Here is a 15,940-nt window from a genome sequence, read left to right as displayed (position 1 = left end):
TGCGGCGGCGGGAGGATGGGTGGGCAGGTGCCTGGGCGCGGCGTGTGTCGGGTGGCTGTGGGACCGGTGGGGCGGGTGCGTGCCCGTGTGCCGTGTCGACTTGGGCAGTAGCGATCCCTGACCTGATGGAGATGTGATGTCCCAGGACGTGCCGCCTGCCGTGCGGATGTACGAGATGCTCTACGGCTCGTTGACCAGCCACCTGTTGGTCGTCGTCGCCGAGCTCGGGGTGGCGGACCACTTGCGGGAGGGTGAGCCCAAGCACGTCGACGAGTTGGCCAAGCTGACCGACAGCCACCCGCGCAGCCTCTACCGGGCGTTGCGGGCGTTGGCGAGCGTCGAGGTGTTCACCGAGGTCGAGGACCACGTCTTCGGCCTCACCCCGCTCGCGGCCACGCTGCGCAGCGACACCGAGGCCTCCATGCGCGACCTGGCCCGCTACGTCGGCCTGGCGCCGCGGCAGCAGGCGTTCGGGGCGTTGCTGCACAGCGTCCGCACCGGGCAGCCCGCGTTCAACCACGTGCACGGGACCAGCTGGTGGGAGTACCTCACCTCCCACGGCGAGCTGGCGTCGGTGTTCAACGCCGCCATGGGCACCATGTCGCAGCTGGTCAACGGCGCCACGCTCGACAGCTACGACCTCAGCGGAGTCCGGCGGCTGGTCGACGTCGGCGGCGGCAAGGGGCACCTGGTCGCCTCGATCCTCAAGCGCTACCCCGAGATGACCGCGGTCCTCTACGACCTGCCGCGCGTCGTCCCCGCCGCCGAGGAGGTGCTGCGCGAGGCCGGTGTCGCCGACCGGGCGCGGTGCGTCGGCGGTGACTTCCTGGAGTGGGTGCCCGAGGGCGGCGACCTCTACGTCGTGTCCTGGACGCTGCACGACTGGGACGACAAGGACTCCGTGGCGCTGCTGAGCAACATCCGCCGGGTGCTGCCCGCCGACGGCACGCTGATCGTCATCGACGAGGTCCCGCCGCCGGGGGACGCGCCGCACTTCGGCAAGTTCGAGGACATCGTGATGCTGGCGCTGCTGACCGGGCACATCCGCACCGAGGCCGAGCTGGTGCCGCTGTTCGAGGCGGCGGACCTGCGGATCACCGAGATCAGGGCGACCTCGTCGCCGACCAGCGTGATCGTGGCCGTTCCCGCCTGACCCACCCCGCGAAGGAAAGGACCACCGATGGCCACGACCGACTCCCCCTCGCCGTTGCCGCTGATGGCGCTGGCCACCAGCTTCTGGCAGTTCAAGACCCTCGCCTCGGCCTACGAGCTCGGCCTGTTCACCCTGCTGTCGGGCACCGAGGGGGTCACCGCCGCGGAACTGGCCGAGGAGCTCGGCATCCAGGAGCGCCCGGCGGAGATCCTGCTGACCGGCTGCGCGGCGCTGGACCTGCTCGACAAGCGCGACGGCCGCTACCGCAACAGCGCGCTGAGCGAGGAGTTCCTGGTGCCGGGCAAGGCATCGCACCTCGGCGGCCTGATCACCATGTTCGACCAGCGGCTCTACGCGGGCTGGGACAAGCTGACCACCGCGGTGCGCACCAACCGTCCGACCACTTGGGACCCGGACAAGGAGCGGTCGCTGTTCGAGAGCGCCGACCCGCGCATGCTGGAGGTGTTCTGGGAGGCCATGCACGCCATGTCCACCCAGACCGCGCGGACCCTCGGCGAGCACGTCGACCTGAGCCGCTACAAGGCGTTGCTCGACGTGGGCGGTGGTTCGGCGGCGTTCGACATCGAGCTGACCCGGGTGTACCCGCAGCTGCGCGCGAACGTCTATGAGCTCGCCTTCGTCGCCGAGATCGCCGCGCACAACATCAAGGCGGCTGGGGCATCCGAGCGCGTGGGCACGATCGACGGGGACTTCTTCACCGACCCGGCCTTCCCGGGCGGGCACGACCTGCACCTGTTCTCCATGGTGATGCACGACTGGGACGAGACCCGCAACCGGGTGCTGCTGCGCAAGTCGTTCGAGGCGCTGGAGCCGGGCGGGTCGGTCGTGCTGTGCGAACTGCTCGTCAACGACGAGAAGACCGGACCACTGCCCGCGGCGATGATGAGCCTCAACAAGCTGATCGAGACCGAGGGCCGCAACTACACCGTCGCCGAGTACGCGGCCTGGCTGACCGACGCCGGGTTCGTCGACCCGGAGGTCATCGCCTTCGACGCGGTGGGCGCCAACGGGGTCGTCATCGCGCACAAGCGCTAGGGGCGGGCACACGAACTTCCAAGGGAGTGACATGTCGTCGAGGCTGTTTTCCAGCGAGTCGGTGACCGAGGGCCACCCGGACAAGCTCTGCGACGCGATCAGCGACTCGGTGCTCGACGCGCTGCTGCGCGTGGACCCGAGGTCGCGGGTGGCGGTGGAGACCCTGGTGACCACCGGGCAGGTGCACGTGGTCGGGGAGGTGACGACGCAGGCCTACGCCGACATCCCGGCCATCGTGCGCAAGGTGGTGCTCGACGTCGGCTACGACTCCTCGGCCAAGGGGTTCGACGGGAACTCGTGCGGGGTGAACGTGGCGATCGGCGCGCAGTCGCCGGACATCGCCCAGGGCGTCGACACCGCGTACGAGTCCAGAGTGGAGTCCGCGGACGACGAGATCGACCGGCAGGGCGCGGGCGACCAGGGCCTGATGTTCGGCTACGCCAGCACCGACACCCCGGAGCTGATGCCGCTGCCGATCGCCTTGGCGCACCGGCTCTCCCGGCGGCTGACCGCGGTGCGCAAGGACGGCACGCTGCCGTACCTGCGCCCGGACGGCAAGACCCAGGTGACGGTGGAGTACGCGGGCGACCAGCCGGTGCGGTTGGACACCGTGGTGGTCTCCAGCCAGCACGCCGACGGGGTGGACCTGGAGCGCATGCTGGCCAAGGACATCCGCGAGCAGGTCGTGGCACCGGAGGTGGCCGAGCTCGGACTGGACGCCTCGGACACCCGGCTGCTGGTGAACCCGACCGGCCGGTTCGTCATCGGCGGCCCGATGGGTGACGCGGGCCTGACCGGCCGCAAGATCATCGTCGACACCTACGGCGGCATGGCCCGGCACGGTGGCGGCGCGTTCTCCGGCAAAGACCCATCCAAAGTGGACCGCTCGGCCGCGTACGCGTTGCGCTGGGTGGCCAAGAACGTGGTGGCGGCCGGGTTGGCCTCGCGCGCCGAGGTGCAGGTTGCTTACGCCATCGGCAAGGCGGCGCCGGTCGGGTTGTTCCTGGAGACCTTCGGCACCGAGACGCTGGACCCGCTGAAGATCCAGCAGGCCATCCGCGAGGTGTTCGACCTGCGGCCCGCGGCGATCATCCGCGACCTGGACCTGCTGCGGCCGATCTACGCGCAGACCGCCGCGTACGGCCACTTCGGACGCACCGACGTCGACCTGCCCTGGGAGCGCACGGACCGGGTCGAGGCACTGCGCCAGGTCGTCGGGGCCTGAGGCCGTGACCACGGTGCTGGAGCGGTTGCGCGGCGCCGACCCGGTGTTCTCGGTGGAGTTCTTCCCGCCCCGCAACGACGACGAGGAACGGTTGCTGTGGCGCACGATCCGGGAACTGGAGCCACTCGACCCGGCGTACGTGTCGGTGACGTACGGGGCGGGCGGCTCGCGGCGGGACCGCACGATCCGCACCACGGGCAGGGTGGCCACCGAGACCACCCTGCTCCCCGTGGCGCACCTGACCGCGGTCGACCATTCGATCGCCGAGCTGCGCAACGTCATCGGGTGGTACGCGTCGGTGGGGGTACGCAACATCCTCGCCATCCGGGGAGATCCGCCCGGAGATGTCAACGGCGAGTGGGTTCCGCACCCGCTAGGACTGTCCTATGCGGAGGAACTGGTTCGGCTGGTTCGCGAGCTGGGTGACTTCTGCGTCGGGGTAGCCGCGTCTCCGTACGGCCACCCGCGCTCTGTTGACCTGGCAACGGACACCGACCACCTGGTGCGGAAGCTGCGCGCGGGAGCGGACTTCGCCATCGCCCAACTCTTCTTCGACGCCGAGGACTTCCTGCGGCTGCGGGATCGAGTGGCGGCCCGGGGGTGCGACGCGCTGCTGGTGCCGGGGGTGATGCCGCTGACGACGGTGCGGACGTTCACCAAGGCGGTGGAACTGGCCGGGGTACCCGCCCCCGCCCGGGTGGTGTCGCGGCTCCTGCGGTGGGAGGACGACGCGCCCTCGTTCCGCAAGGCGGGAATCGACCTGGCGACGGAACTGTGCGCGGACCTGCTGGCCGAGTCCGTGCCCAGCCTGCACTTCTACACCCTGAACCGCTCGAAGGCGACCCGCGAGGTTGTCTCCAGACTGGGGTTGGTCCGCGCGAGGGTGTGAGACGGCCGTGGGCCCGCTTGCCGGGCTCACGGCCTCACGCTCCCTTTGCGCTCCCCTTGGCGCTCCACAGCCTCAGGCTCCTCCGGCGCCCTGCGGGAGCCGTTCCTGTCGATCACGGGAACCCTCACCACTCTCCCAACCGACAACTTCTACACGACTCGCCCGCCGCACTGCTGTCGTCACCCGGTCCACTGCTCTGGCCTGGCGTTTCCCACCACGAACCGCCTGGGTGTTCACCCGGTTCAGGGACAGAAGTTATCCACATGTGGATCTTCGGCGCCCTGTTTCACGATCGTCTGTCGGGGGGTGCCGGTAGGCTGGGACCTGGGACGCCCCCCGGAGAGGGTGGGGGCTGGGGCAGGACTGGCGTGCGCGCGCGAGGCGGTTGTGGGTGGGGGCTAGAGCGGGTGGTGGAGGCGCCTGGGGACGGTGGGGGTAGTGGCGGGCAGTGGGGGCTAGAGCGGGCGGTAGGGGCGCCTGGGAGCGGTGGGGGTAGCGCCAGGCAGTGGGGGCTAGAGCGGGCGGTCGAGGTTCCTGGGGCGGCGGGGCAAGCGGCAGGCGATGGGGGCGGTAGGGCGACAGGGCGTGGTAGGCCTGGGTGGGCTGTAGGGGGCGCCGGATGTGTGGTGAAGGCAAGGGCGGGCGGTAGACGGCGAGGGTGGCGGTTGGGGTGTCAGAGCTGTGGGGGTGAGCGGTTGCCGACAGTAGGACGTTGGCGGGCTGCTGCTGGTGTGGGTGTGGAAAGGCCCGTGGGCCGGGTGGGGGTCGCTCCCCGCCGGGCCCACGGGCCTTCATGTGAACATCCCCTCTAGGCGGGAGGGATGTTGTGGTTGACCCGGAAGAGGTTTGTGGGGTCGTACTGGCGCTTGACCTCGCGGAGGCGTTGGTACACCGCGGGTTCGTAGGCGGCGCGGACCGTTTCCTCATCGGTTTCGTGGCTGCCGATGAAGCAGAGGTACGGGCCGCCGGTGGTCCAGGGGGACATTGTGGACAGTACGGTCGTTTGGTAGTCGACTGCCTCGGTCACCTTGTCCGGGCTGGGGACGCTGGCGAGGAAGAGGCTGAAGGCGGCGTCGCGGAAGCTGATGGCGTTCGGGACGGCCGGGTCGCGGGTGAAGGCGCCGCCGAGTTGGCGGACCTCGACGGCCAGGAGGGGGCTGTTGGCCTGGGGGCCGATCAGGTCGATCAGGGTGTCGAGCGCGGCGTCGTCGAGGGAGCGCAGGAGGGTCGAGCGCTCGTAGTACGGGCCGGGTTCGGTGGGGTCGTTGTTGATGGTGCCGATCTCGGTGTAGGGCAGGTCCGCCAGGGTGTCGATCAGGCGGGGGCCGATGGCGCGCAGCGGGGTGACCAGCCGCTCGCCGTCCTCGGCCGAGCCGAAGTAGAACACGCGGATGTGCGCGATGTACTTGCCGCGCAACGGTTCCGGGAACACGTCCAGGTCCGGGAAGCGGATGAAGGCGATGGACGACGCCAGCTCCTCCGGGGTGGTCGTGGTCCAGTCGCGGTAGGTCCGCAGGATCTCGGCGGCGTTGTCGCCCTCGAAGAACAGGCCGCCGCCGTAGAGGCGGGTGACCGGGAACAGGCCGATCTCCATGGCGGTGATGACGCCGAAGTTGCCCTTGCCGCCGCGCAGCGCCCAGAACAGGTCCGGTTCGGACGACGCGGAGGCGGTGAGCGCCACGCCATCGGCGGTGACCACGTCGAACGAGCGCACGTGGTCCGCGGCGTACCCGTTGGCCCTGCCCAACGGGCCGACGCCACCGCCGATGGCGTAGCCGATGGCGCCGACGAGCGGGGACGACCCGTTCGGCGGCGCCAGGCCCTCCTTGGCCGCCGCGGCGACGACCTTGCCCCACCGCGTCCCCGCCTCGACCCGAGCGGTCCGGGCGGCGGCGTCGATGGTGACACCGTCGAGGTCGCGGGTGACGATCAGCAGCCCGTCGTCCGCGGTGGTGGACGGACCGTGCCCGGTGGCCTGCACGGCGACCGGCAACGCGTGGGCCGCGGCGAACGCCACGGCCTCCCGCACGTCGTCGGCGTCAGCGGCCACCACGGCGACCGCCACCCGGTGCGGCGCGGTCTGGTTGTGCGCGGCGATCGCCTCGACGTACCCCGGCGTGTCGGGCAACAGCACATCACCACGCAACCGGGTGTCGAGGTCGAACGCGGCCTCCCGAAGCGCCTGCGTACCTGCCACGGACGAGGTGTTCACTCATGGTCCTTTCTCGGGCGGGAATGTCTCCGGCGGGGACCGGTGGGAGCGCGGGGACTGCTCAGTAGCTGAAGAAGTCCTCGGTGATCGTCGTGTGCAGGACCCGGTAGCCGCCGGTGTAGAAGACCAGGGGGTCGCCGTCCTGGTAGTCGAGGTGTTCTACCTGGCCGATGTGCAGGATGTGGTCGCCCCCCTCGTGGACGTCGACCACGCGGCAGGCGATGCGGGCCAGGGAGCCGACCAGGAGCGGCACCCCGGCGACGGTGTCGAACTCGGGTTCCAGGGAGGCGACGGGGCGGCCCGCGAAGTGCCGGGAGTGGACTTCCTGGTGGTCGGCCAGGATGCTCACGCCGTAGCGGCCGGACTGGGCAAGCAGGGACTGCATCCTGGTCTTGCGGTCCAGCGACACCAGCACGAGCGGTGGGTCGAGCGAGACCGACAGGAACCCGTTGGCGGTCATGCCGTGCACCTCGCCGTCCCACTCGGTGGTGATCACGGTGATCCCGGTGGTGAACCGACCCATGGCCCGGCGGAACGTGGCCGGGTCGAAGCCGACCCGGTCGTGGTCGCGCTGCGGCGTTCGCGCTGTCATCGCCGACTCCTAGGCCGCGAAGGAGGCCAGGTAGGCGCGGGTGCGCTCGGGGGTGGACATGATGTCCCACTGCCGCTCGGGGAAGTTGAAGTTGTCCACGACGTCGCGGCAGACGCGGTCGTCCTCGTTCATCCGGGCGAAGAGCTCCAGCAGGTGCGGCGCGGGCTCGCGGCGGACCATGAAGTTCGCCCAGTCGGCGGCCGACATCAGGTGGCCCGCGCGGCGGTTGGCGATGCGCCGGCAGAGCCGCTCGTCGAAGCCCAGGTCCTCGACGATGGCGGCACCGACGGTGAAGGCGGAGAAGGAGGCGGTGTTGGCGCCCTGGCCGATCATCGGGTCGACGGTCATGTGCGCGTCGCCGAGGGCGATGGCGTACTTGCCGTTGGGCAGCCGGGTGTAGTCCTCGCGCACGACCGGCGTGACACCGCCCTGCAGCACGTCCTGCGGCCGGGTGACGCTGAACCGGGTCGGGTCGACGCGCTCGAACACGCCCGGGAAGTGCTGCTGCAGCTTGGCGAGCACCAGCTTCTCGAACGCCGACGGGTCCTCGTCGTAGCGGGTGTCGCGCAGCTCGTTGAGGTCGCTGGCGCCCGGGATGGCCTCGAACAGCAGGCCGGTGACGTGGCCCTCGTGCGAGTACATCGGGATCTCCAGCAGCTCCCCGTGCCCTGGGGACACGCTCAGCGACAGGCCCTTGGGGTCGTTGTAGGTAACCCCGTGGTAGAGCCCGACTGCGAGGTTGCGCTGCGGGGAGTCGTAGGGCGACTTGTCCGCGCGGCGGCCGAACATCGCGCCGAGACCGGCCCGGCCGGTGGAGATCACCATGACGTCGTGCTGCTCGGAGAGCTCGACGATGTTGTTCGGCGTCACCGGGCGCACCGCGAGGGTGCCGCCGCGCTCCTCGAAGTCCTCGGCGAGGCGCGGCAGGTAGACGCGGTAGTCCAGGGCGCGCGACGGGGTCGGGAAGTCGCCGCGGAAGTACATCGGGGCGGGGCCACCGATGTAGTGGTGGTTGCAGAAGTAGCCGTACTCCTGCAGGTCCCAGTGGTCGACGCCGAGCTCGGCCTCGCGGTCGAGGGTGGTGCGGTGGTGGGCGACGGTGTTGAGCAGCCGCCCCTCGGCGAGCTGCGCGGCGGTCTTGTCGCTGTAGATGGTGACCGGGATGTCGTGCTTGCGCAGGTAAAGACCGAGGTGCAGGCCTGCTATGCCACTGCCGACGATTCCGATGTTGGGCACGGTGGTGACTCCTTGGCGATCGGGGGCCGCGCCGGTGCTGCGGGCGCGGGACTGGGCTGGGATCCGGTAAGCGGAACCGCCTCCTCTTAATCCGAGGCTATACGCGGCGCGGTCGATCCGCAACAGTAAGTGGAGGAAGTTCCGTTAATCTCGACCCGACGGTGCACGGGCCCGGCCCCGGCCGCGTAACCTGCGGTGTCTAGCGCTGTCGTCGGCGAGTGCAGGAGGGATCCGAGGTGGCGAGCGAGCCTGTTGAGCTGCCGGTGAACGGCCTGGTCGGGCTGCCCGTGGTCGGCCTGCCCCCGACCGAGCGGGCCGACGCGGCGCGCAACCGCAGGAAGATCCTGGACGCCGCGGCGCACATCGTGGCCACGGCGGGCGTGGACGGCCTGTCGATGGAAGAGGTCGCCCAGCGCGCCGGTGTCGGGATCGGCACGGTGTACCGCCGCTTCGGCGACCGCGCGGGCCTGGCGTACGCGCTGCTCGACGAGCGGGAGCGCGAGCTGCAGACGGCGTTCCTCAGCGGCCCGCCCCCGCTCGGCCCCGGTGCCGAGCCGGTCGAGCGGATCAAGGCGTTCCTGCACGCGCTGCACGACCGGGTGGAGGCCCAGCCGGACCTGCTGGTGGTGGCCGAGATGAACTCCACCCACGCCCGCTTCACCGGCGGCGCCTACGCCGTGCACCACACGCACCTGGTCACCCTGCTCAACCAGGCCCGCCCGGGCTGCGACGCGCACTACCTCGCCGACGCCCTGCTGGCCCCGCTGGCGGCCAGCACGATCACCTACCAGCGGCTGCGCGGCATGAGCGCGGAACGCATCAAGTCCGGTTTGGACGAACTGCTGGAAGGCCTCACCAGAACCAGCACTTGAAGAGTCGTCCTGCGCGAACCGCTGGTGCGCAAACGCTTACGCAGGCGCCGTTAGCGGACCTGCACCAGCGAGACCCTGAACTCCTCCACCACGGCCAGGGTCGCCAAGTACGCCTGCGTGCTCACCGCCGTGTCGACTGCCTCGCCGCACTCGACCGCGATCGACGCTGACTCTTCGTCGAGGTCGGAAAAGTTCAGGTTCGGCGGCGAGGATGGCGAAGCAACCACTCTTGTCCTGAAGGGACGGACGGGTCATCCGGGCATCGACCGTGGGCCATCGGGTCGGCGAACATCAGCGCCAACTGCGCGCACTCGACCAGGGAAGCGCCTGCCATGGCACCTAGCGGGGCATGTCGAGGACGACCACGCCCGGCTGCCCCAGGGGCACCGCCACGCGTTGTCCGACGTGCGGACAAGGGCCAGCACGAGCGCGGCGCCTGCGAGGAATCCCAGGATGGGGGCGCCGAGTCGCGGGGCATGTGTGCCTGATCGACTCCGGTGCCGGAGTCGTCACCGTCAGTGGTCGGGAAAATCGGGGGCGGTCGGGGCGGGCCGTCGTTATGCTCCGCGCGCCTGGTCCTGGCCCCGCCGTCCGGTGGTCGGCGTGGGGCCGGGGGGTGTCCGCGTCGCCGCTGCGCGGGCGGGAGGAGATCCACGTGGTGTTCCGTGCCGCGAACGACAGGTACGACTCGATGGCATACCGGCGGTGCGGCCACAGTGGACTGCTGCTGCCCGCCGTCTCGCTCGGCCTGTGGCACAACTTCGGTGTCGGCGGTTCTTTCGACACCCAGCGCGCGATCCTGCACCGCGCGTTCGACCTCGGCGTCACGCACTTCGACCTGGCCAACAACTACGGCCGCCCCGAGTTCGGCTCCGCGGAGACCACGTTCGGGCGCGTGCTGGACACCAGCCTGCGCCCGTACCGCGACGAGCTGGTCATCTCCACGAAGGCGGGCTACGAGGCCTGGTCCGGACCGTACGGGAACCTCGGGTCGCGCAAGTACCTGCTGTCCTCTTTGGACCGAAGCCTGCGCAGGCTGAACACCGACTACGTCGACGTCTTCTACTCCCACCGCCCGGACCCGGACACGCCGATCAGCGAGACCATGGGAGCGCTGGCGAGCGCCGTCAAGCAGGGCAAGGCGCTGTACGCGGGCATCTCGAACTACGACCCGGAGCAGACCCGCGCCGCCGTGGCCGCCCTCGCCGAGCACGGCGTGCCGCTCTTGGTGCACCAACAGGAGTACTCCATGTTCGAGCGCGGCGTCGAGGACGGACTCCTCGACACCCTCACCAACTCCGGCACCGGCTGCGTCGCCTTCTCCCCCTTGGCCCAAGGCCTCCTCACCGACCGCTACCTCGACGGCACCGTCCCCGCGGACGCCCGCGCCGCCAACAGCATCTTCCTCAGCGCCGACAACATCACACCGGTCTACTTGGAACGAGCTCGCGCCCTCCGCGACATCGCCTCCGACCGTGGCCAGACTCTCGCACAGCTGGCCCTGTCCTGGGTTCTCCGTGATTCCCGCGTCACCTCCGTGATCATCGGCGCAAGCTCGGTGGCACAACTGGAGCAGAACGTCGTGGCCGCCCAGGGTGAGCCGTTGACCGAGGCTGAGCTGGCGGCCATCGAGCCCTACGCCGTCCATGGGACTGGGTGGGACTAGCCACGGCTCGCCTTCGGCATTGCGGGTGGGGGACGGCTCGCCTTCGGCATTGCGTGGGGGCGCGAGTTTCGAGCTTTGCTCGATGGGGCGAACTCGTTTTGCGCGGGGCCCCTACGACACCCGGGCAGAACCACAAAGCAGGGGCCGAAAAGCAGGCCCTGCCGCGAACGACGCTACGGGTGCCGTCCCCCCACACAAAACAAGTCCACCCCATCGAGCCGGCCTGGCACCAGCGACTCCGAGGAGCGCGTGGCTGGCCAACGTTGCAGAGGGGCGCTTGTCGGCCAACGTCTGGGAGGGCCGGGTGGTTGGCCAACGTCGTAGAGGGGCACGTGGGGCCGACGTTGTTGAGGGGCATGTTCAGGACCAGCGCGTGCAGCTAGTCGGACTGGAGTAGTGGTGGTAGTGCCTGCACTACCACCACTACACCCGCGCACGGGATCGTGCGCCGCTCCCCCACCGACCAGACTTTGCCCTGATCAGGACATCTGGGGTGAGGGGCGTGGCGACGATGGTGGGACTGGCCTGGCAGACGATGCGGACCCGGTTGAGCGGGTTCGTCGGCGCGTTCTTGGCCGTCCTGTGTGGAACGGCGGTGGTGGCCGCGTGTGGGGTGTTGATCGAGTCCGGGTTACGCGCGGGGGTGGGGCCGCAGCGGTATGCGGGTGCGGATGTGGTGGTCGGTGGTGAGCAGACCGTGCGGCCAGACGGGGTTGATGTGCTCGGGGGGCTGCCTGTGGCGGAGCAGCCGACCGTTGACGCGGGGGTGGTTGGGCGGATCGCCGCGATCGAGGGGGTGCGCGCCGCGGTTGGGGAGGTGGACTTTCCGGCGACCGTGATCACGGATCGTGGTCCAGTGCCGTCGCGGGGGCACAACTGGGCGGCGGCGGTGCTGGCGCCGTTCACCCTCACCGAGGGCGAGGCGCCGGATGGGCCGGACGAGGTCGTGCTGGATGCCGGGGTGGCCCGGGGTGTGGCCGTCGGTGCGCGGGTTCGGGTCGAGACGCCCGCGAGTAGTCGGGAGTACCGGGTGGTCGGGGTGGCGTCGGCGCCCGGGGTGACCAGGCAGGCGGCCGTGTACTTCAGCGAGGGGCAGGCCACCGCGTTGTTCGGCAGGCCGGGGCGGGTCCACGCCATCGGGGTCCTGGGCGATGGCGTGCTGGGCGATGGCGTCGCTGGGCGGGTCGAGCAGGCGCTGGGCGAGGGCTTCGAGGTGACGACGGGTGCCGAGCGCGGCGCCGTGGAGTTCAGTGACGTCGGGCAGGCGCGGGCGCTGCTGACCGCCATCGCGGGGTCGTTCGGCGGGGTCGCGCTGCTGGTCATGGTGTTCGTGGTGAGCAGCACGCTGGCGTTGTCGGTGGCGCAGCGGCGGCGGGAGTTCGCGCTGCTGCGGGCCGTCGCGGCGACCCCGAGGCAGGTCCGCGCGCTGATCGGCGGCGAGACGCTGCTGGTGGCCGGGGTGGCGGCGGTGCTGGGTGGGATCGGCGGTCTGCTGGTCGCGGGGTGGCTGCGGGACGCGTTCGCCGTGATCGGGATCGTGCCCGCGGACTTCGAACTGGCTCTAGGACCGATACCGGTCGTCGCGGCGGTAGCGCTAGGGGTCGGTGCGGCCAGGCTCGCGGCGTACGTGGCGGGGCGCAAGCCGTCCCGGATCTCCCCTGTCGAGGCGCTCGGTGAGGCCGCGATCGAGCCACGAGGCCTCGGCCGGGCACGCACGGTGGCGGGCGTGCTGGTGACCGCGGCGGGGGTGGGGGCGGCGACCGTCCCGCTGTTCCTGGACAGCCCGGTCGTGGCCGGGATCAGCGCGTTGTCGGCGCTGGTGATCGTGATCGGGGTCGGCCTGCTCGGCCCGGTGGTGGTCGGCGCGGCGGTCCGGCTGGTCGCGGCGCCGCTGGGCAGGCTGTCGCGGGTCGGCGGCTACCTGGCGGCGGCCAACAGCCTGGCCAACACCCGCAGGCTCGCGGCGGCGATCACCCCGATCATGCTGGCGGTCGGTTTCGCGGTCGCGCAGTTCTTCAGCCAGACGACCCACACCGACGCGGTGCGGCAGCAGACCGAGGCCGCCACGCTCGCCGACTACGCCATCGCGGGTCCGGGCCTGTCCCCGCGGGTGGCGGCCGAGGCGAGGCGGGTCCCCGGTGTGGCGGCGGCGACGTCGGTGGTGCGCACGCAGGTGTTCACCACGACCACGATGGGCGAGAACGTGGACTTGGAGCAGGGCGCGGCGCTCGGTGTCGACGGCGACCAGGTGCGCGGCGCGGTGGACCTGGGGACCGTCACCGGTGATCTGGCGGCGTTGACCGGGGACACGGTCGCCCTGAGCGAGAACCAGGCCGACTGGATGGACAAGCGCCTCGGCGACCCCGTCCCGCTCTACTTCGGCGACGGTCAGTTCGCGACGCCGCGCCTGGTCGCGACCTACACCCACCACCTGGCGTTCGGCGACTTCGTCCTGCCCGCCGACCTCGCCCGCGCCCACACGACGGACGCGGTGGACAGCTCGGTGCTGGTGCGTCTGGCGCCATCGGCGGACGCGGGGGCGGTCTCCGCTGCCCTGCGCGCCCTCAGCCCCACCATCACCGTGGGCGAGACGGTGCCCACCGCCGACCCGCCCCAGGCGTTCTGGGTCAACCTCGTCGCGTTCGCGGTCATCCTCGGCTACATCGTCATCGCGGTCGGGAACACCCTGGTCATGACCACGGCGCAGCGGGCCCGCGAGTTCGCCGTCCTGCGCATGGTCGGCACCACCCGGCGCCAGGTCCGGCAGATGATGTGGCTGGAGGCGGGGCTGACCGGCGTCATCGCGGCGGTCATCGGCACGCTCATCCCGGCCGTGCCCCTCGTCCTGCTGGGGATCGGCCTGGCGGGCGACCCGATCCCCGCGGGGCCGGTGGGCGTCTACCTGGCCGTCGTCGGCGCCGCCGTGCTCCTGGCGCTGGTGACCACGGCCATCCCCACCCGGGTGGCGCTGCGGACCAACCCGATGACCGCGATCAGCCTCCGGGACTGACCCGCTGTCGCGGGGCCGGGGTGGCCGGGCATGATGGCGGGGTGGAGTCGGTCCGAGTGGACTGCTGGTTGTGGGCGGTCCGGTTGATGAAGACCCGCCCGGACGCCGCGGACGCGTGCCGGGGCGGACACGTGCGGATCAACGGCAGGCCCGCCAAGGCCTCGACGATCGTGGTCCCCGGCGACGAGGTGCGGATCCGCATCGCCGCCACCACCCGGGTCGTCGAGGTCACCGTGACGATCCGCAAGCGGGTGAGCGCGGCGGTCGCGGCGACCTGCCTGATCGACCGCACGCCCAAGCCACCGCCCGAGGCGCTGATCCCGGTCGCGCGCCGGGACCGGGGCACGGGTCGGCCGACGAAGCGGGAGCGGCGGGAGCTGGACCGGTTCCAGCAGCAGGCGTGAAACCCGGTGGTGGGTGGGCGGCGAGTGCTGGTACGTTCCGCGCGACCGTGCTGCAGACCGAGGAGGTGGTACCTGTGAACGTATCGACATGGGTGCTCCCCCCAGGGGTCGCGGTCGGGCGGTAGGTCGTCCGGGAGCGCCGTGGACACTCCCGAAAGGCACGACCATGCGTTTCACCTCCGAACAGCGCCACGACGACGGGGTCCTCGAACGCTCGTTCACCCTCGGCGACATCCCCGGGATCCTGTGGACGCCCGCGGCCGCACCGGCCCCGCTGATCCTGCTCGGCCACCCCGGCGGACTGCGCGCGATGCACCCGCGGCTCTCCGGCAGGGCCCACCAGGCCGCCGCGGCGGGCTACGCCTCGGCCACCATCGAACTCCCCGGCAGCGGCGACCGCCCCCGCTCCGTATCCGCCGACCAGGCCCGCGCCGATCTGCGCGCGGCACTGACCGCGGGCGAACCGGTCACCGACGACATCATCGACCGACTCGTCCTCCCCCTGGTCGACGCGGCGGTCCCGGAGTGGCAGGCCGCGCTGGACGCGCTCCTGCCGCTCCCCGAACTCCGCGGCCCGGTCGGGTACTCGGGCGGGGTGATCTCCATCGGCGTCCGGCTGGCGGTGGTCGAACCGCGCGTCTCGGCCGCACTCCTGTTCGCCGGGAGCTTCGTGCCGCGCGCCATCTTCGACGAGGCCCGGCAGCTCACCATCCCGCTGCTGGTCCTGCTGCAATGGGACGACGAGGGCAACGACCGCCGGATGGCCCTGAACCTGTTCGACGCCCTCGGCTCGACCGAGAAAACCCTCCACGCCAACCTGGGCGGCCACACGGGGGTTCCGGCTTTCGAGGGCGATGACGGGAACCGGTTCTTCGCGCGGCACCTGAAGTAGAACCGGCCCCGACCGTGCCGACATCGGCACGGTCGGGGGCAGTCGTGCCTCTGGGTTCGACCCCGTTGCGGCGCCTGGATGGTCCCCGCAGCAGCTGGCTCATCCACATGCACGCCAACCATCCACAGGGTGCGCGCGAGGGGCATTGACAGATCCGAGGAGGCGATAGGTTCAGAGATGGGGCCCCGGGCCCCGGGAGGGTGGGCCCCCGGAGCGGAGTTGATCTTGGCTGGCGGCGGGCTCGGGCGCTCGGGCGACGGGGTTGGGGTTACAGCGCCTGGGTGAAGCGGATCTTGTCGGCGGCGGTGGCGCCCAGGCGGCGGTAGAAGCGGATGGCGCCTTCGTTCCAGGTGGGGGTTTGCCATTGGACCTGGGCCATGCCGAGGGCGCGGGCGCGGTGCAGGACCGCGTCCATGAGGAGTTGGCCGATGCCGTGGCCGCGGGCCTGGGGGCGCAGGTAGAGGCAGTCCATGTGCAGGTACTCCCAGCCGTCCCAGGTGGAGATCTCGGGGGAGCAGGTGGCGTAGCCGATGACCTCGTCGGCGTGTTCGGCGAGCAGGCAGTGCAGGCGGGCGGCGGGGCCGAAGAGCAGGGCGTCGAGGCGTTGGGCCAGGCCGGGGCCCGGGGCGGGGGCGCGCTCGTACTCGGCGTGCTCGACGATCAGTTCGAGGACGGTGGGCAGGTCGGCGCGCTCGGCGGCGCGGACGGCGGTCATCGGGGGGTCCCGCTCAGC

At 71.1% G+C, this 15,940-nt stretch carries 14 protein-coding genes; 9 read left to right on the top strand and 5 right to left on the bottom strand.

Features of this window, described 5'->3' with window-relative positions:
* Positions 1-136 precede the first annotated feature (136 nt).
* The 4 genes from BMY07_RS02880 to BMY07_RS02865 are packed head-to-tail and all read left to right on the top strand — an operon-like array spanning position 137 to position 4,323.
* Positions 137-1,153, top strand: a complete 1,017-nt coding sequence (locus BMY07_RS02880; RefSeq protein ID WP_092774794.1) for a methyltransferase — start codon at positions 137-139, stop codon at positions 1,151-1,153.
* Between the two features lie 27 nt (positions 1,154-1,180).
* Positions 1,181-2,209 (top strand): methyltransferase, encoded by a 1,029-nt coding sequence (locus BMY07_RS02875; RefSeq protein ID WP_092774793.1) that lies wholly within the window; start codon positions 1,181-1,183, stop codon positions 2,207-2,209.
* A 31-nt stretch (positions 2,210-2,240) separates the two neighbouring features.
* A complete protein-coding gene (metK, locus tag BMY07_RS02870) occupies positions 2,241-3,434 on the top strand; it encodes a methionine adenosyltransferase (RefSeq protein ID WP_177215401.1) in 1,194 nt (397 codons plus the stop codon).
* A 4-nt stretch (positions 3,435-3,438) separates the two neighbouring features.
* The gene (locus BMY07_RS02865) at positions 3,439-4,323 is read left to right on the top strand and encodes a methylenetetrahydrofolate reductase (RefSeq protein WP_092774792.1); all 885 of its coding nucleotides are present in this window, start codon (positions 3,439-3,441) and stop codon (positions 4,321-4,323) included.
* Positions 4,324-5,131: 808 nt separating this feature from the next.
* Here the strand turns inward: BMY07_RS02865 and BMY07_RS02860 are convergent.
* From BMY07_RS02860 to BMY07_RS02850, 3 genes are all read right to left on the bottom strand, one after another.
* Entirely contained in the window at positions 5,132-6,535 is a 1,404-nt protein-coding gene (locus tag BMY07_RS02860; protein ID WP_218150582.1) for an FAD-binding oxidoreductase, read from the bottom strand.
* Between the two features lie 61 nt (positions 6,536-6,596).
* Complete coding sequence (locus BMY07_RS02855) at positions 6,597-7,127, bottom strand: flavin reductase family protein (RefSeq protein WP_092774791.1); 531 nt, start codon at positions 7,125-7,127, stop codon at positions 6,597-6,599.
* 9 nt (positions 7,128-7,136) lie between these two features.
* Positions 7,137-8,363, bottom strand: coding sequence for a styrene monooxygenase/indole monooxygenase family protein (locus BMY07_RS02850; protein WP_092774790.1), 1,227 nt, complete (start codon positions 8,361-8,363; stop codon positions 7,137-7,139).
* Positions 8,364-8,599: 236 nt separating this feature from the next.
* Here BMY07_RS02850 and BMY07_RS02845 point away from each other — a divergent pair, with 236 nt between their 5' ends.
* On the top strand, positions 8,600-9,235 hold the full coding sequence (locus BMY07_RS02845) for a TetR/AcrR family transcriptional regulator (protein WP_092774789.1): 636 nt from the start codon (positions 8,600-8,602) through the stop codon (positions 9,233-9,235).
* 50 nt (positions 9,236-9,285) lie between these two features.
* Here BMY07_RS02845 and BMY07_RS34075 read toward each other — a convergent pair whose 3' ends face one another.
* Complete coding sequence (locus BMY07_RS34075) at positions 9,286-9,462, bottom strand: hypothetical protein (RefSeq protein ID WP_177215400.1); 177 nt, start codon at positions 9,460-9,462, stop codon at positions 9,286-9,288.
* A gap of 464 nt (positions 9,463-9,926) precedes the next feature.
* Between BMY07_RS34075 and BMY07_RS02840 the strand changes: the two genes are divergently transcribed.
* From BMY07_RS02840 to BMY07_RS02825, 4 genes are all read left to right on the top strand, one after another.
* On the top strand, positions 9,927-10,901 hold the full coding sequence (locus BMY07_RS02840; RefSeq protein WP_245782176.1) for an aldo/keto reductase: 975 nt from the start codon (positions 9,927-9,929) through the stop codon (positions 10,899-10,901).
* Between the two features lie 511 nt (positions 10,902-11,412).
* A complete protein-coding gene (locus tag BMY07_RS02835; RefSeq protein WP_092774958.1) occupies positions 11,413-13,911 on the top strand; it encodes an FtsX-like permease family protein in 2,499 nt (832 codons plus the stop codon).
* A 41-nt stretch (positions 13,912-13,952) separates the two neighbouring features.
* Complete coding sequence (locus BMY07_RS02830; protein WP_218150568.1) at positions 13,953-14,315, top strand: RNA-binding S4 domain-containing protein; 363 nt, start codon at positions 13,953-13,955, stop codon at positions 14,313-14,315.
* Between the two features lie 166 nt (positions 14,316-14,481).
* Positions 14,482-15,207 (top strand): dienelactone hydrolase family protein, encoded by a 726-nt coding sequence (locus BMY07_RS02825; RefSeq protein ID WP_092774786.1) that lies wholly within the window; start codon positions 14,482-14,484, stop codon positions 15,205-15,207.
* 268 nt (positions 15,208-15,475) lie between these two features.
* Here the strand turns inward: BMY07_RS02825 and BMY07_RS02820 are convergent, their stop codons facing one another.
* On the bottom strand, positions 15,476-15,922 hold the full coding sequence (locus tag BMY07_RS02820; protein ID WP_092774785.1) for a GNAT family N-acetyltransferase: 447 nt from the start codon (positions 15,920-15,922) through the stop codon (positions 15,476-15,478).
* Positions 15,923-15,940 lie beyond the last annotated feature (18 nt).

Origin of the sequence: Actinokineospora terrae, assembly GCF_900111175.1 — a bacterium.
GTDB lineage: Bacteria > Actinomycetota > Actinomycetes > Mycobacteriales > Pseudonocardiaceae > Actinokineospora > Actinokineospora terrae.
Note: the sequence above shows the minus strand (reverse complement) of the source record. Positions and strands in the feature narration are given on the sequence as shown.